General features: G+C 68.2%; 8 protein-coding genes and 4 pseudogenes. 6 read left to right on the top strand and 6 right to left on the bottom strand.

All coding sequences use genetic code 11. The features are described 5' to 3' along the window. Nucleotides 1–2 precede the first annotated feature (2 nt). Nucleotides 3–743: a tyrosine recombinase XerC gene (xerC, locus tag OG698_RS00250; protein WP_406100654.1), complete on the top strand. Its 741-nt coding sequence runs from the start codon at nt 3–5 to the stop codon at nt 741–743. Nucleotides 744–946: 203 nt separating this feature from the next. On the opposite strand, the pseudogene OG698_RS00245 reads toward xerC, so the two are convergent. Beyond that, nucleotides 947–1192: pseudogene (locus OG698_RS00245) on the bottom strand (transposase); the annotation flags it as partial. Between the two features lie 132 nt (nt 1193–1324). Between OG698_RS00245 and OG698_RS00240 the strand changes: the two are divergent. Further along, nucleotides 1325–4096 carry a DUF6603 domain-containing protein gene (locus OG698_RS00240; RefSeq protein WP_406100653.1) on the top strand — a complete coding sequence of 924 codons (2772 nt, stop codon included), beginning with the start codon at nt 1325–1327 and terminating at the stop codon, nt 4094–4096. Continuing rightward, entirely contained in the window at nt 4093–7053 is a 2961-nt protein-coding gene (locus OG698_RS00235) for a hypothetical protein (protein WP_406100652.1), read from the top strand. The genes OG698_RS00240 and OG698_RS00235 overlap by 4 nt, the downstream gene beginning before the upstream one ends. A 35-nt stretch (nt 7054–7088) precedes the next feature. On the opposite strand, the gene OG698_RS00230 is transcribed toward OG698_RS00235, so the two are convergent. Together OG698_RS00230 and OG698_RS00225 are read right to left on the bottom strand one after the other, a co-directional pair. Beyond that, nucleotides 7089–8732, bottom strand: a complete 1644-nt coding sequence (locus tag OG698_RS00230; RefSeq protein WP_406100651.1) for a hypothetical protein — start codon at nt 8730–8732, stop codon at nt 7089–7091. A gap of 3 nt (nt 8733–8735) precedes the next feature. Then, nucleotides 8736–16712 carry a hypothetical protein gene (locus OG698_RS00225; protein ID WP_406100650.1) on the bottom strand — a complete coding sequence of 2659 codons (7977 nt, stop codon included), beginning with the start codon at nt 16710–16712 and terminating at the stop codon, nt 8736–8738. A 1210-nt stretch (nt 16713–17922) separates the two neighbouring features. On the opposite strand from OG698_RS00225, the gene OG698_RS00220 reads away from it, so the two are divergent. Next, on the top strand, nt 17923–18426 hold the full coding sequence (locus OG698_RS00220) for a hypothetical protein (protein WP_406100649.1): 504 nt from the start codon (nt 17923–17925) through the stop codon (nt 18424–18426). Nucleotides 18427–18815: 389 nt separating this feature from the next. Next, nucleotides 18816–19682 carry a peptidoglycan-binding protein gene (locus OG698_RS00215; protein ID WP_406100648.1) on the top strand — a complete coding sequence of 289 codons (867 nt, stop codon included), beginning with the start codon at nt 18816–18818 and terminating at the stop codon, nt 19680–19682. Here OG698_RS00215 and OG698_RS00210 read toward each other — a convergent pair. The 3 pseudogenes from OG698_RS00210 to OG698_RS00200 form a co-directional block, all read right to left on the bottom strand. Next, a pseudogene (locus OG698_RS00210) lies at nt 19679–20570 on the bottom strand (IS5 family transposase). The gene OG698_RS00215 and the pseudogene OG698_RS00210 overlap by 4 nt on opposite strands. A gap of 136 nt (nt 20571–20706) precedes the next feature. Beyond that, nucleotides 20707–22211, bottom strand: a pseudogene (locus OG698_RS00205) (ISL3 family transposase). 70 nt (nt 22212–22281) lie between these two features. Further along, nucleotides 22282–22998: pseudogene (locus OG698_RS00200) on the bottom strand (transposase); the annotation flags it as partial. Nucleotides 22999–23292: 294 nt separating this feature from the next. On the opposite strand from OG698_RS00200, the gene OG698_RS00195 reads away from it, so the two are divergent. Then, nucleotides 23293–24195 (top strand): hypothetical protein, encoded by a 903-nt coding sequence (locus OG698_RS00195; RefSeq protein ID WP_406100646.1) that lies wholly within the window; start codon nt 23293–23295, stop codon nt 24193–24195. Nucleotides 24196–24267: the final 72 nt, after the last annotated feature.

Here is a 24267-nt window from a genome sequence, read left to right as displayed (position 1 = left end):
TCTTGGACACCCTCGAAGCATGGATCGCCGAGGGGCTCACCGATCCCCGAGAGATCACCAAGAAGCACATCGAGGATGCCCTGGACCCGCTCCGAGGCGACCAGGCCCGCCGCCTCCACACCTCGCTGCGCTCCCTTTTCAGGGCCCTCAAACGCGAACGCCTCGTCTTCCGCGATCCCGCGCGCAGCGTCTCTCTCACCAGCAGCCGGACTCTGCCCACCTCGCTGCCCTCCGATCGCATCGCCGGTCTCCTCGACCGACTCGATGACCCCCGCGACCGCTTCATGGTCGCCCTCGTTGCCATCCACGCTCTCCTCCCCGGACAACTCGTCCGCCTCCTACGGACCGACCTCGACCGCAGCAAGGGCCTGCTACGCCTACGTCGGCCGGGACGCATGGACCACCTCGTCTACCTCGACGCTTTCACCCTGCGCCTGGCCACAAGGTGGGAACTCCAGCGCCACCGACGCTGGCCCGACAGTTCCAACCCCCACCTCTTCGTCACTCGCAACACCGCCGTGGACGACTCCGCCCCGCCCATCAGCGCCGGCGTTGTCCAGAAACCCTTCAAACGGCTCGGCCTGCCAGCCGGCGTCCTGCGCGTGGACCGGATCTACGACGAAGCCCGCCATTGCGCCGACCCCGTCCGGCTGATGGAGCTCTTCGGCCTGTCCAATCTGTCCGCCACCCGCTACGTCCTGTCGGCGCACCCGGACAAGAGAAACGGTCCCATCGCCCCGTAGCGCGGCGGGAAACGATCGAGCCCGCCGCCGCTCCGAACGCCGCACGAAGGCGGCGGCTTCCCCCGCCAGAAGTCCCTGCCGGAGGGCAGGAACGCGGCGGGGATGCCTACGTCTGTCACGGTCAGCGCAGGCGTTGCATCCGAGCGAGCAGCTGTGCCTGTTCGAGCTTCAGAGAGCGAGCATGGCGAGCGCTGGCTGGAGGCGGCGTCCGCGGCGGCCTGGACCTGCTGGAGCAGACGCTCCCACGTGCCGTCGGCCGACCACGGCCGATGCCGTTCGTACACGGTCTTCCAGGGGCCGAACCGCTCTGGAAGATCCCGCCACTGCACTCCGGTCCGAACGCGGTGCAGGATCCCGTCGATCACCTGCCGATGGTCCCGCCACCGGCCACAACGTCCGTTGCTGACCGGCAGGAACGGCCGCAGCCGTTTCCACGCCGCATCCGTCAAGCGTTGCTCGCCGGCGGTCGCGGACCGGCCACGATCCGCGACCGCTGGCCGTGAACTCGCCGCGGGCAGGCGGGGGACCTACTGTCGAAAGAGCACGGCGTTTCCCGCGATCCGCTGGGAAGGCGAGCGGCGATGGACCCGAACACACTGTTGAAGACCGTGTCGGCGCTGTTCTGGAAGCTGGCCGACGACGCGGCCCGCACCCTACGGGACCCGCTGGCAGGCCTTCAGGCGCTCACCGGCGAGCACCCTGCACTGCAGGACAGGCTCCTGGAGCCGCTGGCCGCCCTCCCCGACAGCCACTCCCTGCTCCGGCTGCTGCGCGACGCACTCGGCGACGTCACCGAAGCCGGATCGCCCGTCCGCGCCCATGGATGGGAGAGCGCACCCGGAGCGGCACGCGGTCTGGCCCTGGTTCTGACCGACGGCGGCTCCCGCGCCGTGCTCGCCGTGTCACCGGGGCCGGACGACACCGGCCCGACCGTCGATGTCGTCGTCACCCCGGGCGTGACGTTCAGCCGCGCACACCCCGACGGCCTCTGGAGCGTCACCGCCGAAGCGCAGTCCCAGGACGCCTGGACCGCGTCCTTCTCTCCCGGCGGCGCGTCCGTGACACCGGCGGGGACCGCGACGATCACCCTGGCCCATCGTGCTCAGATCACCTGCGGCCCGGCCGACGGGCCGCACATCTCGATGGACGCCCTCCACCTCACGGCGACAGCGTCACCCCAGGTCCCCTTCACCGTCGAACTCGGCGTGCTGGGCTTCCAAGCAGCCGTACTGCCGCCCGCGCTCTCGTCCTTCCTGGGCGACAGCGGCGCCACGACTACTCGCAAGACCGACTTCGCCATCCGGGCGAGCCGCGCGGACGGCCTGCGGTTCGAGGACGGCGGCGCCCGCCTCGAACTCCCCGTCAGCCTGAACCTTCCGGGCGCAACCGCCCGGCGCTTCGCACTGGAACTCGACGACGACGGCACCGAAGTCGTCCTCAGACCGACGCTGTCCCTGTTCGCGAAGCCGGCCGCCCTCCCGCTGAGCGCCGACCTCGACGGCCTGGGGCTCAGCCTGCCCGTCAGCTTCGACGCCGACCGGATCGGTGTCGACCCACTGCGCATCTCGGCGAACTTCCCCACCGGAATGGGCATCGGGCTCGCTGCGGGCCCGGTCTCTGGCGGCGGGGCGGTGCAGCAGCGCGGTGAAGCCGGCAGCGGTGCGTACGCGGGCGTCCTGGACGTCGACCTCGGCGTGGTCCGCGTACAGGCGATCGGACTGCTGCAACTCCCCGTCAATGAAAAGCAGTTGTCGTTCCTGGTACTGCTCGGTGCGGAGTTCGGGTACCCGGGGATCCAGCTCAGCTTCGGCTTCGCGCTCGACGCGGTCGGCGGCCTTGTCGGCGTCAACCGGCGGGGCGACGAGGAGCGTCTGCGCGGGCTGGTCCTCGATGGCAACGCCGACCGGATCCTGTTCCCGGGCAACGCCGTCGCCCGTGCCGACGAGATAGCGGGCTCCCTGGAAGCCTGTTTCCCGGTCGCGAGGAGCCGGTTCGTCATCGGCCCGATGGTGCGCATCACCTGGGGCGGCCGGATCGTCTCCCTGTCCGCCGCGCTCATCCTCGACATGCCCGACCCGGTACGGGCCTTCCTTGTCGGCCGGCTGACGATCGCCCTGCCGGATCCCGTCGTGCCGCTGATCCGGCTCCAGGCCAACGTCTTCGGCAAGATCGATCCCGGTGTGCCGTCGGTCGAGCTGCTGGCGACCCTCACTGGGTCGCGCATCGTCGGCCTGCCCGTCGCCGGTGAGTTTTTCCTGCAGCTGCGCGGCGGACGCGAGGCGGTGTTCGTCCTGTCCGCCGGCGGCTTCCACCCGCGCTACGCCCGCCCGCCCGGCGTACCCCAACTGCAGCGACTGTCCATGGACTTGGGTAACGGAATCATCAGCCTGCGCGCGGAGGCATACCTGGCGCTGACCTCGAACTCGCTGCAGTTCGGCGCCAAGCTGCACCTCGACGCGGTGATCGCCGGGTGCGGTGTGGAGGGCTACCTCGGCCTCGACGCGCTCTTCGTGTGGGAGCCGACGCTGTCCTTCGCCGTGCACGTGTACGCCGGGGTCGCCGTCCTTGCATTCGGCGAGCGACTGGCCTCCATAGGGCTCGACTTCACCCTGGAAGGGCCCGCGCCCTGGCACGCGTTCGGCACGGGGACCATCTCCGTGCTGTTCTGGGACGTGTCCTTGGACTTCGACGAGCGGTGGGGCGAACTCCCGGCGTCGGCGGCCCGGGCCGAGGACATCCTCCCGCTGTTGCGCGACGCACTGGCCAAGCCGGACGCCTGGACGGCCGAGCGCAGCCTGGCGGACCGCAGTGGCCTGCGGTACACCGACGTGGCCAACGGATTGCTGGCCCGCGGCGAAGTGGCAGCGCCGGACGCCACCTTCCGCGTGAGCGAGAAGGTCGTTCCGCTCGAAAAGCCGATCACCCGGTTCCACCGGGTGGGCGTGCCCGAGCAGTCGTGGCGGATCACCCCTGTCGAGCGTGCGACGGACGAACCGATGGATACCTTCGGACCGCTCACGGAGCCGTTCGTACCCGGCGAATTCTTCGCGATGAACGACGAAGAGCAGTTGTCCCGCCCTGCCTTCGAAGACTGTACGAGCGGCGTCCGGCTCTCCGACACCGACGTCCGGATCGGCTCACGGCACCTCGTCGACGAGAGCTACGAGACCGGCTACAAGGTCGAGTCGGGTTGGTTCACCGGGCCACCGCCGCAGAACGGCCGGGCCCTGGCCGGCACCGGAGCATTCGTCCTCGAAGGCTTCGCCCGCCCTGTGCGCGCGCCCGAGAGGGCCGACCGGTGGCGTGCCGCGCAACGACCGATCGACACGATGAAGGTGGAGATCCTGCGATGACCCGCCGTTGGTTCATCTCGTCCGCAGAGGTCGGCGCCGCGGCCGACGCGACATCGGTGACAGGCTCCAGGCCGTCGTTCAGCCCCGCCGTCCGTATCACCCGGGCGATCAAAGGCATGGAGGACGAGACCTTCCCCGACCGCCCCGGCCCCGCCCTCCAGCTCCTCGGCCCCGGCGACACCATCGGCTTCGACCGCGCGGTGGTCGTACGGGAGGAACCGCCGCCGGGATGCCCGAACAGCCCGGCCAACTACCTCGCCCATGTGGAGTTCTCGGACGCGAGCCTCCCGTGGCTGCTCAGCTTCCCAGCCGCCCGGAAGGTGCCATGGCTGGCCCTGCTCGTCCTGCGCGACGACGAGGGCGACCTGAAGCAGGGTGTCCCGCTGCCCGTAGTCGAAGCCCCCGCGACCGCACTGCCCGACCTGGGCGACGCCTGGGCGTTGGTACACGTCGAGGCGCGGGTGGAGGACGGCGAGACCCCCGACGGCGCCGTCACCCGGGATGTACGCAGCGGCGTCGACAACGTCGTCGCCCGGCTGATCTGCCCGCGCGCGCTCGATCCAGACCAAGGCTGGCTGGCGTGCGTGGTCCCTGCCACCAAAGCGGGCGTCGCCGCCGGTCTCGGCGACACACCGCCGCCGGACGGCACCGCCCCGGCATGGTCGCCCGGACAGCCGCACGCCCGGCTGCCCGTCTATCACTCGTGGCGCTTTCGCACCGGGCCGAAAGGATCGTTCGAGGAACTCGCCCGCAAGGTCGCACCGGTCGAGGGAGACAGCCTCGACGGCTTCGGCTCCCGCACCGTGGACGTACGCCACCCGTGGCCGCACAAGGACGTACTGCAGGGCGTGGCACCCGCGCAGGTCACCGTGCGCGTCCACGGCGCCCTGCGGCTGCCGCACACCGACACCGCGAAAGACGTGTGGAGCGACACGGCCAGCATGCAGAAGTTCCGTGAGCTGATCGTCGACCACCTGGACGCGCCGGCGGCCCGGCGGCAGCCCGACCGGGTGGGGATGCCGCCGGACCGCGACGAGAAAGCCGTCGCCGCACCCCTGTACGGAAGCCACCACACCGGCGCGCAGCAGGTTCCCGCGGATGGCTGGATGAACGAGCTGAACACACAGGTGAAATATCGCATCGCGGCCGCGATCGGCGCCCGCTACGTCCAGCTGGAACAGGAATTCCTGATGGCCCGCGCCTGGGAGCAGGTCGGGGAGGTCAACGAGGCGAACCAGGCCCTCGCGGCCACGGAACTCGCCGCCGAGGCCGCCCGGGCGGCACAGGCCAAACACCTCGACCCCATGCGGACCGCCCCGCTCACCGAACTGTCCTCGCTCTACCGTGACGTCGTCGAGACCGAGGAGGAGGGCACGGGCGGACAGCCGGTCGCGAGCCTGCTGCGCCACTCAGCCGTCCCGGACGGCGTCGCCACGACGGCCTTCGTCCGGCTGACCCGCCCCGGCGGCGCGCTCCGCCGCCGCAGCAGCCGGGCCATGCAGGTGGCGGCGGCCACGGTGCCAGCGCCAGCAGCGGTCCCGGCGAGTGACGTGAGCGCGCCGGCCGCCGCGCCCTTCCTCAGCCGGGCCCTGGACGCCTCGAAGCTCTCCTTGCCATCGACCTGGCTTGCCGGGGTCGACCGCTCCGCGATCCCGCCGGCCGGCGAAGTCGTACACGGGCCGATGGCCGCATCGGAGGCCCGTGCCGGCGACCCGTCGGCCGCCTTCGCATCCCAAACCCTCAACGACGTGCTGTTCGGGCTGTGGATGATCGCCGTCGACTTCTGCGAGGAAGGCATCGCAAGCCCGATGTTCCCCGAGTTCGGCAACCCGAGACAGGAGCTCGAAGCCCTCTTCGTCATGAAGCAAGAACGGGAACAGCCGGGTGAGCCTCATGCGGCGGCGCGGCCGCCAGCGCGGCAGGGGGCCCTGCGCGGGATCCGTCGGAAGATCAGAGCCGAGGAGCGAGCCACACCCCTACTGGCCGCAGCCGGTCTGGGCATGACGTCCGGCACACTCGTCACGCGCATCCGGAGCGCTATCCGCCCGGTCCCGCAGGCTATGGGACACATGACGTCGCGTCTCGGCCAGGTGGTGATGGGCGAACGCACCGACCAGGACGCCCGCCCGCTGCGCCCGATCATGACCCACCCGGAGTTCGGGTTCCCGGTCGGGGCGGAGCTGCTGACCCGCTGGCCCGAATGGGCCGTACCGGGCATCTCGGCCTTCCCTGACAACTCTTCGACGCTCCTCGAACCCAACCCGGCCTTCGTGGAGGCGATGCTGGTCGGACTGAACCAGGAGTTCAACCGCGAGCTCCGGTGGCGCGAGTATCCGACGGACGAGGCGGGCACACCGTTCTCCCGCTTCTGGCCGCCGGGCGGCGCCGCCCCCGGCTACGGCGAGATCGCCCGCTGGGCGCTGGACGACAAACTGGGCGACCACGACCCCGACCGGGGCACGAGCCTTCTCGTCGTCCTGATCCGCGGCGAGGTACTGCAGCGGTATCCGGGCACCGTCGTCCTCGCCGCCAAGTCCGTGGACCGGAAGGTGGAAAGCCCGGACGTCACCTGGAAGGAACCCAGGTTCGTACTGCCCGTCGACGAACGCACCAACCTGTACGGGTTCGCCGGCCTGACCGCCGCACAGGCCGTCGCCGAACACTGGATGTTCGTGATGCGCGAACCCATGCGCGGCGCCCAGTTCGGCTTCGACGTCCGCACGCCCCAATCCCCGCCGTTCGACTCCTGGCCCAACCTCACCTGGGACGAAGTCCCGACCGTGAACGGATTCGTCGTACCCCGGGTGACCGGCGGACGCCCGCCCGCCCTCGCCCCCGGCCAGGACCCTCCCGGGTGGGAGGGCCTGGCCGCTTCGAACTTCGCGCGGATCCTCTTCCAGCGCCCGTTCCAACTGGCGTTCTCGGCGAGCGCGATGGTCGGCGAACCGCCTGCGTGACGTAACCGTTGCATCGCGGCTGTGGTACGTACCGCCTACGGCCATGTCTCGGACGGCCGGACCACATCAAAGTGCAGTCCGCTGGAACTCTCACCGCCACTGGGGTTCTTCTCGCGGCGGACCCACACGTGCCAGGAGCCGTCGAACCACCGCGCGAGCACCGGGCGGCGGGTGACCAGCGCCCCCTCCCTCGGCACCTCCTCCTCGTGCACCCAGTGGTCGGTGTGCAGCAGACTGCCGAGCGGCTTCGAGTCCGCGCCGGGCTGCAGCAGTGGCACGAGGGCGAACCGGATCGACGCCGCCGTCATCGCGTGCGGCACGAGCGGCAGCCAGTAGTCGGGCACGATCGTCTGCACCGCGTACGAACCGGCCGGGTTGGGCGGCGGCCCCTGCGGGGCGATGTGCAGCCAGCGCGCCCTGCGGTCGACGAGCTCGCCCCGGGCATCGGTGAAGGATGTCTCGACGGCCCACGCGAGATTGGCCAGTTCGTCGCGCGCCAGCATCACCGATTCGAGCCGCTCGCCGACGGCGCCTTGTCCGGACGGCAGGAGCAGCAGTCCGTCGTCGGCGCCGGTGACCGTGAACAGGTTCCAGTGGGGGTTGTCGCGCCCGGCGCGTTCGACGGTGTGCGTGGCGCCGAACGAGTCGGTGACGACGATCGGCTTCAGCGTCGTCAGCGAACCGGCCGGCACTTCCAGCGGGACCAGGAACCAGTCGTTGCCGTAGACCTCGGCGAAGGCGATCATCAGCAGGCGGCCGGTGTCCAATGCGGAGACGTCCGTCGACCCGAAGTCCAGTTGGGCGTCCTCCATCTCCCAGAAGCGGTCGGCAGGGATTCCGCCGAAGCGTACGGTCGAGGGGACCACCTCGTGATGGAACGACCTGACGGGAGCGGAGGACGCTACCGGTGCCGGTGAGGCGGCCGGGTCGAGATCCACACTGAACCAGTCCAGGCCGTCACCGAGGTACTCCTCGGCATGGAAGACCCGGTCGCCGAACGAGAAGTCCGCGCTGTGCTCGAAGCGGTGCGGATCGAAGGTGTCGAGCGCATCGGGCGTACCGGGTCCGGAGGGCGCTGTCGCGGACGCGACCCCGTGCCACCAGCCGATCCACTGTTCGCCGACGGCGGCCAGCCCCGGTACGCGCAGCCCGTCGCCGTCCAGATCCTTGGCCAGTGAGACCGCATCGGGGACGTCGGGCGCGAGCAGCGTGACGAGACTCACCGGCTCCGCCGGCATCGACTCAAACGCGTATACGGCCATGACCTGCGGGAGTTTGGCCATCAGGCCCGCCTCGTCCAGCAGCCGGACGAAATGCGCGCCGCCTTCCACCCGCAGGTATTCGTCCGGCCCGCCGCCGTCCTCCGACTCGACGAGCGCATCGAGCGGACCGGTCGTCGGGTCGTACGTCACCCAGGGCCGGGGACCATCCGGTGTCGGCGGATCCCCCTGGCCTGCCGGCCGCCATGCGGAAATGAGGGTGCTGTGCCCGTCGATCTGCGCGAGCACGGGCGAGCCGGCGTCTTGGCCGGCGAATTCGCCGAACTGCCACTGCCGGACGAGGGCCCATGCCGGATCGTGGACGCGGGCCGCGAGCCCGGAGGCCACCTCGTGGGTACGCGAGAGCGGCTCCAGCCTGAACCGGAAGAATCCGCTGTGCTCAAACGCTGTCCGGGGCATCGGTTACTCCTCTGCCAGCTCGATCCAGAAGTCCTCCAGCATCGACGCCAGCGCCGTGGTGCCGAAGTCGCCCACCCGGCAGGCGGGGAGTATGTCGTCGATCAGCGGAAGATCGGCAAGGTCGACCGCGCGCATCTTGACCAGCTCCAGGGTGTCGCGGACCACGAGTGCAAGTCCGTCCGCGGTCCAGCCGCGCACGGGATTGGGTGGCACGGCGATCAGGACGGCCTGCGGCGCCTTCGCATCGGGCCGGTCGAAGTGGAACGCCACTCCGGTCATCTCCGATTCCACCGGGACCGGGTCCTGGCCCGTCTTCGTCGCGGCCAGCGCATCGGCGCCGGGCAGCACCTCGGCCCACTCGTCGAAGACGATCCCCGCGATCGGTTTGTCGGCGGGCAGATCGGCCGGTGTGTGGCAGACCAGGTGCCGACGGGCCGGGGGCCGCTTCAGGGGGTCGAAGGTCCCGCCGATCCATGCGCCGCCCCGGGGCAGCTGCGACGCGGACAGCTGGCAGGGCCTGCCGGCCCGGGCGCCCGCCAGCAGCAGCGTCTCGTGCCAGGTCCGGACCGCCGGCCGGACCGTGCCGAAGCGGCGCACCCAGTCGGCCACGGCCGCGCCGGACGTACCGGACGCGGGAGCGGGCAGCGCGGCGCCGGGCAGCAGCGCGGTGAGCGGAAGAGGGGTGCCGAGCAGCTCGCCCAGGACGCGGGTCACGTTACCCAGCCAGCCGGGAGCGGTCGCGTCCGCGGCAAGTGCCTTGAGGCGGGTCAGGTCGCCTTCGATGCCGAGGCTGTTGCGCAGCCCGGCGTCGGCGAGGCCGGCGACGAAGCCCGCGACCCGCCGCCGCACTTCCTCGTTGTCGGGGACCGGCAGGTCGGGGCCGCCGGGCTGGTCTTCGGAAACGTGTGCCAGCAGCAGGGGGCCGGCCCCCGCCAGCAGGCCCTGGATCCGGCCGGCGACTGCGCATAGCTCCTCCCAGCCCCGGGTGAACTCGACCTCCGTCGCTGAGATCTGGGACAGCCGACCGAGTCTGGCGTACAGCCTGCGGTGCGTGCTGCCGGCGGCATCCAGGACCAGTCCCAGTGCGCTGAACCCGATCCGTTCGAGCGTGACGTCGAACGGCTTCGACTCCGATCCGTCCTTGACTCTACCGGCCAGCTTCCATGCGGCGGCAGGCCCGAGGAGACCCGCCGCCCAGGCGTCCACCCGCGGTTCGAGTTCGGAGAACAGGTCCGCACCCCACCCGGCAGGACGAGGTGGGGAGGCGGGCAGCACAGCCGCGATGCGGTGGGTGACGGCCCGCCCCCGGTGCGGGGTGCGCAGTACGTCGAACCGGTCCGGTACGTGCTGACCGCTGCCCAGGGTGTCGGCGGCCAGGCCTGCCCGAATAGGATTCCCGCCAACGAGCTGGTGCACGCTCTCGGCGAGCAGCAGGTCGCTCACCGCGTCGAGCGCGTCGACCAGATCGTTCAGCAGGGGAAGGACCAGCGGGTCGGCGGCCGGCCGCCCCTGGGCGAGCAGCAGCCCGTCCACCGTGCCGGCCGCGTGGGCCCGCGCGAGCGCGATGCCGTCGACGACGTTCCGGGCGGCGATCGCCGCGGAACTGCGCGCCCAGAGCTCGGGGTCGGGCTGCCCGGTCGTGGGCTCGGGGGTGACCGGAGCGGGGAACGTCTGCCGGAACTTGTCCTTCTCCCGGTCCAGATCTGCATCGTGCAGAGCCCGCTCGAAGCGGTACCCGAGCAGCGCCCCCAGGTTCTGACCGCGCCGGACCCCGCCGAGCAGCCAGCGGGCTGTCCTGGCCCGCCGGGAGGTCAGGTCGACAGCGAGCGGCGAGAGCGCACCGTCGGCCTGGGGTTGGGGCTGCCCGTCGACGGGCGGCGGAGCCTCGTCGCGATGAGCCAGATAGCCGGACCGGAGCACGGCTGCGGTGGCCGCGTGGTGCAGCGAGGGGGCGTGCACGTACCCGTCGGACGGCTTCGCCGAACCGGGGTAGAGGTTCTCCACCCAGCCGTAGCCGCCGAGGCGGATGCCGGTGGTGCCGGCCGCCCTGCTCTCGCCGAGCCTCTTGGTGGCCAAGGAGGTCGCCCACGCGTCCCACCGGTGGGAGTAGACGTCGAGCAACTCGAAGGCCAGCGGCAGGAATTCACTCGGCGCAACTCTGGCGAGGGCTTTCAGACCCGCCGCCATCGCATCGGCCGCCGACAGCCCCGGCCGTACGGATTCGATGATCTCGGCTGCGTCGGCCTCGGCCGTCGGCCCGCCCTGCCGTCGTATGAAGACCAGCCGGTCGACGGCCTGGGGGATCGTGAAGGCGATGTCCGTCTCGTCGCCGAAGAAGCCGCCAGTATGGGTGTGGAAGACATCCCGGCTGTCGCCGTTCAGCATCAGTGGGACGAAGTCGCTGGGCTTCTGCGCCGCCGTGCTGAAGCGGAAGTGCCCGAAGACGGTCGGCTTGCGGTCAGGGGAAGGCAAGCCCTCACCGGTCAACGGCCAACGTTCCACGTACTGTTCGTCGGTGAGCTGGTTGCGGAGTACCGCCACGGCGTCAGCGAGATGCCGGTGGCTGGCGTCGAAGAGGTCTGGATATTTGTCGGCGTTCGGTGCAAGGCGTTTCGGTACGAGGGAGTAGTCCGGTTCCGTGGTGTCGGAAGTCCAGGACAGGTTGCTGATCAGCTCGGACGGAATGGTCCATCGCACGCCCGACCGGACGCCGGGAACCGCCACGGTGGGACTGGGCGCGCGTTTGCTGACGCCGTCCCACTTCTCGTGTCCGCCCCGGGACGTCGTTTCGCGACGGATCACGAAGTCGTTCGACACCGGAAGCCTCGACAGGATGTCCGCGGCGATCCGGTCGGCCGGCGTGCCGTCGGTCACGCGCGGGATCCAGCCCGGCGCGAGCGCGCCCCTCCAGTGATGGCGCAGCCGCTGCAGCCAGGGCAGGATCAGCGCGTCGGCGCCGTCCGGGCGGTCCGGAACCCACTCGTCGACGGCCGTCACCGGGAGGAACCCGTACGGTTGCCGCCCGAGCCGGACGGTCGGAAGGGGTCCGCGGCTGCGGACGTGCTCGGCCAGATGAGCCCGCACCTTCTGCCACCGGGCGTTGGCCTGCTCGCGCTGCTCTTCCGACAGCGCGGTGCCGCTGTCGAGCATGAGCGATTCCGTTTGGAACGCGAATGCCAGCGCCCACCAGCTCAGCTGCGACAGCGCGGCGATGGGTCCGTCGCCGTCGTGCCCGGCACCCGGGCACTCGGCGAGGAACGCCGCGTCACCGGTTCCCGGACCGGGTCCAGCTCCGCTTACGGGGCCCAGTCCGAGTGCCCGTGCCAGGCGGGCGGCGTCGGTACGGTCCGCCAGAGCGGGCAGCGGGCCGGGCGGCATCGGTACCGGACGGGAAGACCACACGGAGCGAGTCTCCGGCGTGTTGTTCGTCGGCATGCCGGGCGAGAGGAAGCCCAGCCCGTCGGTGAACGCGTGACCGTGCAGGTTCCGGCGCAGCCGTTCCGCCCCGGCTTCCGGTGGCAGGTCGCTGACCCCGATGACGAAAAGCTCGTCCAGGTGGTCGCAACCCGCGGGCAGGGCCAGTACGGCCCCCATGCCGGCGGCCACCGCGGCGTCAAAGTCGATCGCCCACTGTGCATGCCCGTGATCGGGCGCGGACTCGTCGGCGGCGAGCAGGCCGAGCGGGAGCGGGTCGGGGATGGCCGTGCCGGTCTGGTCGACGACCGCCTGCCCGCCGACAAACCCGAGGAAGCGCCACTGGGCGGGCAGCGTGGACACCTCGGGAGCCTGCCTGCGCGCCGGATCCCGCAGTCGAGGGGCGGGCGCGCCAGGGCGTGTGGCACGCGTGGCCCATGCCGCGCGCGGTGCGGACACGGTACCGAGGAGTGTCCGCCACGCCCGGTCGCCCGGATCTGCCCAGTAGGCGCGGGCCGCTTCGAGCTCGTGGCGAGTCAGAGCCGGCTCGAACGCGTCGACATGTATGTCGTCGGGGTACACCCGCACCTTGATGCTGCGTTTGTCGGCGGCCCACTTCGTCTCGATGCGCACGGGCAGTAGTGCGATCGGCACGTTGGTCCGCTCGCCGAACAGGGGGGCCTCGGCGTCGAGCACGGTGGTGAGCTGCTGAGCGGCGCCGTCGAGCCGGGTGCGCAGGGCGGCGAGTTCTTCGCGCCGCCGGTCCTGATTCTTCTCGGCCCCGCGCACGAACGCGTGGATAGTGCCACCGAAGTTCGGATGATGCGTCGGGGCCCCCATGCGCTCCCACTCGTGGATCCTGCCCAGCGTCACCTCCCTGGCGTCCACGTCGATCACCTTGGTGTCGTGCTCCAGGCGAACCACGTCGAGCGCGCGGCGCAGTGCGAACGGGCTGCCCCGGGGCGCCAGTGGCGCCGCCAGGGAAAGTATCAACGCGTCAGGCCCGTCGAGCCTTGCAATCACCCCGTCGACACCGAGACTGAACTGGAAGCGAACGCCCTGCACTCCGACCGCTGTCAGCACGTAGACAGCCGCCGGAATGAGCGTGACCTGATGGGCGACGCTGCGTGACAGGGCGCCGGCGGACCAGCCCAGCAACTCCGGCATCAGATCATGCGGCAAAGCCCGCCCGTCCACGGTGACCGCGAAGCCGGAAATGGTCAGTGTGCGCCAGGAAGCCACGGCGAAACGGGAGTACCGCGGATCCAGCACGATCCGTCCGTCGGTGGTCACTGCGAAGTGGAAGTCGGCCATGCCCCTGGCGAGGATGAACATGTAGCTCTGGCCCGGCATCAGGGTCAGCTCATGGGTGGTCGTCCGCGAAAGAGGCCCCGCTGACCACCCGAGAAGCTCAGGGTTCAGATCATGGGACAGAGCTGTCGCGTCGATGGTTACCTTGAACCCGCGCAGCGTGAGGGTTCGTTCAGCGACCTCGGCAAACGCGGCATGTTCCGGGCCGATACTGATCCGTCCGTCGGTCGTCACTGCGAAGTGGAAGTCGGCCATGCCCCTGGCGAGGATGAACATGTAGCTCTGGCCCGGCATCAGGGTCAGCTCATGGGTGGTCGTCCGCGAAAGAGGCCCCGCTGACCACCCGAGAAGCTCAGGGTTCAGATCATGGGACAGAGCTGTCGCGTCGATGGTTACCTTGAACCCGCGCAGCGTGAGGGTTCGTTCAGCGACCTCGGCAAACGCGGCATGTTCCGGGCCGATACTGATCCGTCCGTCGGTGGTCACTGCGAAGTGGAAGTCGGCCATGCCCCTGGCGAGGATGAACATGTAGCTCTGGCCCGGCATCAGGGTCAGCTCATGGGTGGTCGTCCGCGAAAGAGGCCCCGCTGACCACCCGAGAAGCTCAGGGTTCAGATCATGGGACAGAGCTGTCGCGTCGATGGTTACCTTGAACCCGCGCAGCGTGAGGGTTCGTTCAGCGACCTCGGCAAACGCGGCATGTTCCGGGCCGATACTGATCCGTCCGTCGGTCGTCACTGCGAAGTGGAAGTCGGCCATGCCCCTGGCGAGGATGAACATGTAGCTCTGGCCCGGCATCAGGGTCAGCTCATGGGTGGTCGTCCGCGAAAGAGGCCCCGCTGACCACCCGAGAAGCTCAGGGTTCAGATCATGGGACAGAGCTGTCGCGTCGATGGTTACCTTGAACCCGCGCAGCGTGAGGGTTCGTTCAGCGACCTCGGCAAACGCGGCATGTTCCGGGCCGATACTGATCCGTCCGTCGGTGGTCACTGCGAAGTGGAAGTCGGCCATGCCCCTGGCGAGGATGAACATGTAGCTCTGGCCCGGCATCAGGGTCAGCTCATGGGTGGTCGTCCGCGAAAGAGGCCCCGCTGACCACCCGAGAAGCTCAGGGTTCAGATCATGGGACAGAGCTGTCGCGTCGATGGTTACCTTGAACCCGCGCAGCGTGAGGGTTCGTTCAGCGACCTCGGCAAACGCGGCATGTTCCGGGCCGATACTGATCCGTCCGTCGGTCGTCACTGCGAAGTGGAAGTCGGCCATGCCCCTGGCGAGGATGAACATGTAGCTCTGGCCCGGCATCAGGGTCAGCTCATGGGTGGTCGTCCGCGAAAGAGGCCCCGCTGACCACCCGAGAAGCTCAGGGTTCAGATCATGGGACAGAGCTGTCGCGTCGATGGTTACCTTGAACCCGCGCAGCGTGAGGGTTCGTTCAGCGACCTCGGCAAACGCGGCATGTTCCGGGCCGATACTGATCCGTCCGTCGGTGGTCACTGCGAAGTGGAAGTCGGCCATGCCCCTGGCGAGGATGAACATGTAGCTCTGGCCCGGCATCAGGGTCAGCTCATGGGTGGTCGTCCGCGAAAGAGGCCCCGCTGACCACCCGAGAAGCTCAGGGTTCAGATCATGGGACAGAGCTGTCGCGTCGATGGTTACCTTGAACCCGCGCAGCGTGAGGGTTCGTTCAGCGACCTCGGCAAACGCGGCATGTTCCGGGCCGATACTGATCCGTCCGTCGGTCGTCACTGCGAAGTGGAAGTCGGCCATGCCCCTGGCGAGGATGAACATGTAGCTCTGGCCCGGCATCAGGGTCAGCTCATGGGTGGTCGTCCGCGAAAGAGGCCCCGCTGACCACCCGAGAAGCTCAGGGTTCAGATCATGGGACAGAGCTGTCGCGTCGATGGTTACCTTGAACCCGCGCAGCGTGAGGGTTCGTTCAGCGACCTCGGCAAACGCGGCATGTTCCGGGCCGATACTGATCCGTCCGTCGGTCGTCACCGCGAAACGGAAGTCCGCGAAGCCTCGCGACAGGACCAATCCGTAGCCCTCGGCAGGGATCAGAACCAGTTCATGGACGGTGGCGCGCGAAAGCACTGCGTCGTTTCCGTTGAGGAACGGCCGAAGGTCGTGGGATAGGGCTCGGCCGTCGATGGTGACGGTGATTCCGTGGATGGTGACGAGGGGTGTGCCGTCAGCGGAGACGCCGACCGAGCCGCACTGCGCCACGGTGTCGGTCAGGTGCACCGCTCCGTCGACACCTACGTCGAACAGCGGCACCACTACCCTCGGGCCGGGGACGAATCCGTACCCCTCGGCTGGCAGGAGCGTCAGCTCGTGGGCCGAGCTCCTCGCGAACCGTGCCGCGCTGCCCTTGAGGAATGCCTCCAAGTCGTGCGACAGCGCCCGCCCGTCGAGCGAGACGGGGAAGCCGCGAAGAATCAGCGTGCTGGTGCCGCGTCCTCCGAGGAAGGCGTCGTTGGCGGCGTCGTACTCGACGAACCCCTCTTGCGTGACCTGGAATTCGAAGCTCGCCGGTTGGCCGGGGACCTGCTCGATGCCGTAGACCCCGGGAGCGAGAGAGAGTACCGGCGCGTCCGCGCCGTCGACGAGATCTGGGCTGTGACCTGAGACGGAAAACTCGGTGAAGGTCAGACCACTGCTGTCGATTCTGATCTCGGCCGTGTCGCTTCCCGCTTCTACCATCCCGCCGATCTGGAAGTGTACGCCGTCTTTCCCTGAGCCGCCCTTGAACCTCGGCTTCAGGGTGAACGCAATCGACCGGAAGAGCCCGTTCAGGCGGACGCTGCCGTTGGAATCAGTGGGCTCGCCTGGGGGTGGTTGACGCGCCTCGCCCGTGACCTTGTTGCCGTCGACCTTGAAATTGTCGGTGTCGCCGCTGAGCCGGGTGACCTCCGTACCCACCGGAAGATCCAGAAATTCCAGGGTCGAGGCGAGCGATCCCAGATGAAAGACGGGATCCTTCACCTCGGCATCGAATTCCACTCTGAACGAACTCCCGCCCCTGAGACCGACGATTTCCATGAGGTCCGAGGCGGGCAGGGGCGGGGTGAAGGACGCCGTCTGAAAGTCTGTGAACGTCCCGTTGAGGATGGCGGTGCCCAGGGGGGCCTCATCCGTGGCCACGGTGCGCTGCCCGGTGAGCTTCACCTGATGGCCGCCCAGGGTTCCGATGGCCTCGCTCTGCTCGACGTTGCGGAACGTCCAGTCGACGAACGCGAGCCGGAGTGTTGCCATATGTCTCGGCCTTCCTGACGATCTGGCCCAGGTGAGCCAGTGGCAAGAGGAACGGCCTTGCCTCATGGCCGGGCAGTGTTCTGCCTATTGGGCACCTTTATGAGATGCGCGGTCCCCGGGGCCTTACCCGACCTGGGGTGACCGGTCCCGCGGGTGCCGGCGGGCGGGGGTCACCAACTGGCTATGAGCCAGATCTCCTCCGAAGGCAAGGCTGAGTGGAGTAATTCGTTCAGCCCCACGAATGGGGAGCGCTCCTGGCTTGCGCCCGGCTAGGCAGGATCATGATGAAACGCGACCGGGTGCATATCATCGCGCCCTTGGTGACCGCCCATCAGTTCCACTGCTGGGGTGGTTGTTCGTGCGCCACAAAAGTGCCGGCGGGAGCAGGGGAAGTGTTGCCATATGTCTCGGCCTTCCTGACGATCTGGCCCAGGTGAGCCAGTGGGTTGGCTCGGAGACGCCCGCTAGGCGCGCCGTTGGGCCTCTCAAATGGAAACGGCCTTGCCTAATGGTCGGGCAGTGTTCTGCCTATTGGGCACCTTTCCTTCAGGTTAGCCGGATATAAAATGCGCAGCTCCCGGGGCCTTACCCGACCTGGGCGGTGTCGTACTCGACGAACCCCTCTTGCGTGACCTGGAATTCGAAGCTCGCCGGCCGTCCGGGGGAGCTGCTCGATGCCGTAGACCCCGGGGACGAGGGAGGGCACCGGCGTGCCCGCGCCGTCGACGAGATGTGGGCTGTGCCCCGAGACAGAAAACTTGGTGAAGGTCAGACCACTGCTGTCAATTCTGATCTCGGCCATGTCGCTTCCCTGTGGCTCTGAACATCCTGGAAGACGTCCCGACAACTCCGTGTCGCGCCAAAGGAACGGGAGCACAGAGCCGGGTTTTGGGCGTTGCACCCAGCCGAGGCGGTGACTGCACGCGCCGATCTGCTCATGTCTTCACATTCTAGGATGTCACGGCGACCTCTGGCCGCAACACGGATCAATGCCGCCGAGCGCGGTGCACTCGACTTCATAAAGGGTGCTGACGGGCCCGAGTCCCGTGGATCTCGAAGATTCACTTGATCACCGGGCGAACCGGCTACAACAAAGCCGAGACCGACCGCGACGCCCGGCAGTGGGAAGGCGAGGGGGCACCTATTCCTCGTTCAAGCGCGGGTGGACGGACGGCGGATCCGGACCGACTGGGCGAGGGACGAGGTGATCGTGTCTCCGTATGTCCGCAACAGTGCCAGGGTGCGTTCCTGGTCGACCAGGTTCAAAACGACCGCTGTTGCATTGATCGACATGGTTCTTCGTGTCCACGAGCGCGGTGTTCTCATCGGTGATCTTTCGGCGGACAACGTGCTCAAGAATCCCGAAGATGGCCGGATGTGGATGATCGACTTCGAGAGCGCCGCCGTGGACACGGACTCCTGTGAGCAGAAGCGGTTCGCGGCAATGTGGGCGACGCCAGGCTTCAAGCACCCGGCTCGAGATATCCGTAAAACACTGGTGCCTGAGGATGATTTCTACGCCTTGGGCATGGTACTTGCATGCGCGCTGATGGCGGTAAGCTACTTCAGTCTCGATCCAAGCGCGTTGCCGCGGTTCCTCGACGAGTTCGTTCGGCACGGCATCCCGCCCGAGGTACGACACGTAATAGCTGCGCTGGTCGATGGTGATGTCGTCGCGGCGTGCGACACGCTTAGCGATTGGCAACCCGAATGATGGAGGTCGCGAGCCGGCGAGCCCCTGGGCACGTAGGAAGGTCCACTCGCGTGAGCTGTGGCAGCCAGCCGACCACCCGAGATAAAATCGCCGAACAAGCACGCACATGTCATTGGCCGTGGCCATCGACCCGACCGCAGAATACGAGGCCATCAACTACGACCAGCACTATGTCCCAGACAGAACACAATGATTCGAGTCTCCAAGATCACCGGGTCGGTTCAGGGCGGCCATCAACTCCGTCCCTGCTGCAAACGGCAAGTCTCTCACCTCCTGCGGCCCGCTACAGCGCCCCGTGGGCGAACAGCGGGGTGGCGAGGGGGTATTAGCCACTGGTCTTTCGCAGCCGATGGTGAAATTGCTTTGCGTCCCATACTCGGGAGGTCACTGTGATCAGCGGATCTGTCGGACAGGGCGGTATCAACGGTCCAGACGACGTCATGGCGGTGCAGCGTCTGCTGAGCGATCTGCAGATCGCAGCAGGCCACGTTCCGCTTGACGTTGACGGGCTGGTCGGTCCCAAGACCATCGCGGCAATCTCGGAATTCCAGCAGCAGAATCCTGGCCTACTGGTCGATGGCAGGATCGACCCGACAGGGCCAAGCTTCACCCGGCTCGATGAAGTCAGCAGCAGTCTCTATGCGACGATCGTGCAGGAGCAAGGCTTCCCCATTCTGACTGCGCCGACGCCTCCCGGGACGCCGGGCGACCTGGCTGCCGATTTCGATGATATTCGCAGCGACTTCTCCGCGCTTGCTCCCACTGAACGCGTTGCCGGCGCCAGTCGCTTTGCCAACCCGGTTCCGAACCTCATCGCCCCGGTCGACCGCATCCGCTTGACCCTGCTCGGGGCGGTGCAAGTGGTTCCCTTGATCATTGTTCTCATCTTCATACTGGCGTTGCTCATCGTCATCACCTCCAACCCGATCTGGCAGCGAGCAGCCAAAGAGACGCTGAAAGGTCTCAAGGATCGCATGCGATTGTTGTCGCAGAAGATCCGTGATGCCGTTCAAGACATAGTCGACGCCATCGAGGGTGTTATTGGCGGCACACGATGTGCGGAGCTATGCGCGAACGAGATTAACAAGGTCAAGGACCTGCAGCAGAAGATCAACGAGCTGCTGGACAGCATGCCCGCCAACGACAACGACCCCAACGCGATGAAACAGCTGCAGTTCCAACTCGCCCGTCTTCTGGAGCAGATTGTCGCGGCCCAGGCAGACGTCGTTGATTGCCTCCAGCGGAATGGCTGCTAGGCCGTGTCTTGTAGGTCGGCACGCAGCCACAACACGATGGCGGCGATGATGATTTCTGAGCGGTAGTAGGCGGCGCGTTTGGTGTAGCGGGTGGCGAGTCCGCGGAACTGTTTGAGTCGGTTGAAGCAGCGTTCGACGACGTTGCGGCCGGCGTAGCGGTCAGGATCGAAGACGGGTGGGCGTCCACCACGGGAGCCTTTAGCTTTGCGGTGGGCGATCTGGTCGCCGCGCTGCGGGCTGGTGAACGCGATCCCCCGAGCTCGCATCGCCCCCGGGTTGACGGGTGCGAGTAGGCCTTGTCGGCCAGGACCCGGTCGGGGCGTGCGCGAGGGCGGCCCGGTCCGTCACGGCCGACCGCGACCTGGTCCAGCAGTGGCAGTAGTTGCGGGTTGTCGCCGGCCTGGCCCGGGGTCAGGATGACCGACATCGGTAGTCCACGTCCGTCGACAGCGAGGTGGATCTTGCTGGTCAGTCCGCCGCGGGACCGTCCGAGGGCTTCGCCGTCGACGGCGAGGTCTTCGACCCATCCGGTGCTACAGCCCCCTTTTTCCGGGCCCCGGCAGAATGCTGGTGGGCCCGCACGGAGCTGGAGTCGATGCTGAAGGTCCATTCCACGTTCCCGACAGCATCGTCTTTGACGATGACCTCGGCGAGGATGCGTTCCCAGGTGCCGTCCGCGGTCCACATCCTCAGCCGCTCATGCGCGGTCTTCCAGGGCCCGTAGCGCTCGGGCAGGTCTCGTCACGGAGCGCCGGTTCGAAGCTTCCACAAGATCGCGTTGATCACCTGACGGTGATCACGCCACCGCCGGCCGCCACTGTTGACCGGCGGCAGCAACGGCTCGATCCGGGCCCAAGCGTTCTCGGTCAACTCACCACGTCCCACCACCAACGCATGATCACCGATACCAGGCCAGAACCCTTACAGGACACGCCCTAGCTTGATCTTTAACCTGTGCGGCGGGGTCGTGGGACTGTAAGAAGAACGGGTCTGGCCCGTAGTCGGTGGTGACACCGGGTGTCTGTCAGGGCAGGAGGATGCGGTGGCGGAGGAGGTCGAATCCGGCGCGTCCGTGCATCTGTCTCATGATCCTCTTGGTGCGGGTGTTGACTCCTTCGGTCCGGCCGTTGTGGTAGGGCAAGGTGAGGCCGGCGTTGACGGCGGGCCGGTCGATTTCCAGGCCGTTGGTGAAACTGCGCAGGTGGGACAGACCGACAGCACGGGCCGCTGTGATCCACTCGGCGAGTTTCACATCGTTGCCCTTGGCCGGTTTCAGCAGGGCGGCGAAGCCTCGTATGAGATCGGCGAGTGCGCTCATCTCCGGGCAGGCCGCGGCGATCTTCTCCAGCAGGGTTGTTTCCTTCGGGCGTAGGTTTTCGGGGTCGGTGAGCAGGAGGCGACTGGCGTGGCGCGGGGTGGTGACGGGGCGGTCGCCTTCGGCGCGGCCCTGATTGAGGTAGCGGACCAAGAGATTCGCGCTGCCGGTGTAGCCCAACTTCCGGATCTCTTCGAGGAGGTGGGTGACCGGGACGGCCGGTTCCTCGGCGCGGCGTCGGCGCAGGTGCTCGCGGTAGGGGTCGACGAGGGTAGGCCGGTAGGCGGGGGCCATGCGCAGGGTCTGGGGTTCGGGCATGCGGGCGTAGCGTTTGACGGTGTTCAGGGCCACGCCCAGGCGGCGGGCGCAGTCGAGCAGTCCGACGCCCTGGCCGAGGAGCTCGTGGACCTTGATCCAGCGTTCGCGGGTGGTCTGCTCGCGTACTCCGCCGGGGCGGGGCGGGTTGATGGTGGCCCAGCATTCGGCGTGCGCGCGGACCTCGAGCTGGACTTTGTCGCAGAGATTTCGCCAGAGGTGCCATCGGTCGCTGACCTGCACCGCGTCGGGCAGGGCGCGGCGGACAGCCTCGGCGTAGGTGGCCGAGCCGTCCCGGCATACAACCTCGGCACCGGGATGTTCGCGCAGCCAGGACTCCAGAGTGGCGGCCTCGCGGTCGGGCAGCACCGCGACGCGTCGGCCGGTCTCGGCATCCGTGATGATCGTGGCGTAACGGTGGCGGCGGCGCAGGGCGAAATCGTCCACGCCGATCACTCGTGGGATCGCCTGCTGAGGCAGCGGCAGGCGCCGCAGATGGCGCAGCGCGGTGCTGCGGGACATGGGCACGGCCAGCAGGCTGGCCAGACGCGCGGCCGCCCGGCCGCATAACTCCCGCGCCACCTGGGAAATCTGCCCGGCCAGCCGTACCGTGCGGCGCTGATGACGCTCCAGCAGCCCGGGAATCTGCTCGCGGAAGGTCTGCCGTCGGCAGCCCAGAACCGGACAGACCAGCCGCCTAACTTGCAGGCGTACAACGACCTGACGGCCGTCAACTGGCACGTCCGCCACCGCCGCCCGTGGTACCCGTGGACCTTCGCCGTCGGCGTCCCGCACGCCGGACACGGCACCGCCTCCTTCCGGGTGCTGGCCGTGATCACTACCGCGTCACCGCCGTCCACCACGTCCTCGACGACCAGCACCGATAGCCCGGAAAACACCGTTCTCACAAGGGAGTTGACATCCATCACAAGATCATGATCGCGGGCGGCTACCCGGTGTCACCACCGACTACGGGCCAGACCCGTTGATTGGACAGTCCCGGGGTCGTGGGGTGGTTGACTTCTGGGTTTGCTGTTTCGTCGACGGTGTTTTGCGGGGTGTGTGCACATCGTGGCGCGGTGTGGGCCGAGTGTTCTTTCGGCCCGGTGGTCGTCCTGGGCCAGGGCGAGCGGGTTTCGGCGCTTGGGCCGGGCAGGCGGCTTGTGGGCGGATGTGCCGAAAGCCGCGGCGGACGCGGGCAGGAGTGAGTCTGTCCGGGGAACTGGGTTTCTCCCAGGGGCGTCGTAGGTCGGCTGCGAGCGGGCGGGCGAGACGGAGTTGTGTGTAGGCGGCGAGGATCAGCCAGGTCCATCGGTCGGCTGCCTCGGGGGTGCGGATCTTCGGTGAGGTCCAGCCGAGGGTTTGCTTGAAGAGGCGGAAGGTGTGCTCGATGTCGAAGCGCCGCAGGTATGCCTGCCAGAGGCGATCGGCGTCTGCTGGTGTGGCGTGGGTGCCTGACCACCACAGCCAGACCGGCTTCGGTGTTGCTCCGCTGGGCAGGTGGTGGATGTCCAGGCGGATCACGGTGCCCTCGACGATGGGGAGGGTGCCGTCGGTTGTGGCCCAGGAGGAGCGGTGGGTCAGTTTGGGGTGGAGTCGGTCCCAGGAACGGGCCCTGGCGGTGCCGTAGAGGCGTGTGTCGGTGACGGTTTCGGTGTCCGGGGTGCACCAGGTGTCAGGCTGTCCGACCCCGCCGGTCATCGCGAATGCCAAACCTGTGGTGTCACAGAACGCCTCTTCCACTTTGGTCTCTGCAACGCATGCGCCCTCCCGGAGTCCCTGCGCCGCCTGCTGAGCGATGCCTCGGGCTCCATCCGTGCGGACCTGATTCCGGCCTTCGACTGCCTCAGGCAGAGCAGCGACCCCTTCAGCACCCTTCTCTGGCTGCGCAGGCCCTCCACCCGACGGCTTTTTCACGACCTTGTCGCAGCGAGCGGTCCACTGACCCACGAGCATCTGGACGGCATGGTGCCGCGCCCTGTGGTGCAGCGCCTGCGCTTCGCGCTGGTGGACGGCGGCGTGCTGCCCCCGCGCGACGCTCGCCTCGCCGACCTCGAACGATGGATCGCCGAGGCCCTCGGTACCGTGAAAGCGCCAGCGGAGCGCCGCGTCATCGAGGGCTTCGCCACCTGGTACCACCTGCGCCGACTGCGTGAACAGGCCGCACGGAAACCGGTTGGAGCGGGACAGGCCTCCGTTGTCAGGCGGCAGATCAGCGCCGCCATTCACCTCGTCAACTGGCTGCACCAGCGCGGCCGCGCGCTGGCCACCGCCACCCAGCGTGACGTCGACGACTGGCTGACTGAAGACCACTGGCTGACCCAGTACAGTCGCACCTTCGTCACCTGGGCCGTTCGCAATGGCCACGCTCACAACATCAACGTCCCACGGCGACAGCCGAGCGATCCCGAGCACTTCATCGAGCACGATCAGCGGTGGGACCTCGTCCGCCGCCTCATGCACGACACTGACATCCCTGCGACTCAGCGCCTCGCCGGGCTCCTGGTCCTCCTCTTTGCCCAGCCCGTCAGCCGCATCGCATCGCTTTCCTGCCAAGACGTCGTGCCTTCTGATGACGGGGCGACGCTGGCGCTGGGACCCGTGCCGCTCGAACTTCCGCCACCCCTCGATACCCTCGCGCTCGAACTTGCCCAGCCTCGCCCGCAGAGCGGCGCCTTGGGCCGGGCGAGCACACAGTGGCTGTTCCCCGGACGCATGCCTGGGCGCCCCATTTCGGTCGGCCAGCTCGGGCGGCACATGACCGCACTCGGTATTCGCGTGAAGCCCGCCCGGAACACCGCCTTGATGACCCTGGCCGCGGAGCTGCCTGCCGTGGTCTTCAGCCGCTTGCTCGGCTTGCACATCGACGGGGCAACCCGATGAAGCCACATGGCAGGCGCCCACCGGAACAGCTACGCCGCCGATCTCACCCGCCGCTGATCCGGACGTCGCGGT

The organism is Streptomyces sp. NBC_01003 (assembly GCF_045162695.1).
Classification (GTDB): domain Bacteria; phylum Actinomycetota; class Actinomycetes; order Streptomycetales; family Streptomycetaceae; genus Streptomyces.
The sequence above is the reverse complement of the archived record's forward strand: the minus strand, read 5'-3'. Positions and strand labels throughout refer to the sequence as shown.

Excerpts from the sequence above, each read along its gene's own strand:
- OG698_RS00230 (WP_406100651.1), bottom strand. The coding sequence starts at position 8,732 with ATGCCCCGGACAGCGTTTGAGCACAGCGGATTCTTCCGGTTCAGGCTG.
- OG698_RS00225 (WP_406100650.1), bottom strand. The coding sequence starts at position 16,712 with ATGGCAACACTCCGGCTCGCGTTCGTCGACTGGACGTTCCGCAACGTC.
- OG698_RS00235 (WP_406100652.1), top strand. The coding sequence starts at position 4,093 with ATGACCCGCCGTTGGTTCATCTCGTCCGCAGAGGTCGGCGCCGCGGCC.
- OG698_RS00240 (WP_406100653.1), top strand. The coding sequence starts at position 1,325 with ATGGACCCGAACACACTGTTGAAGACCGTGTCGGCGCTGTTCTGGAAG.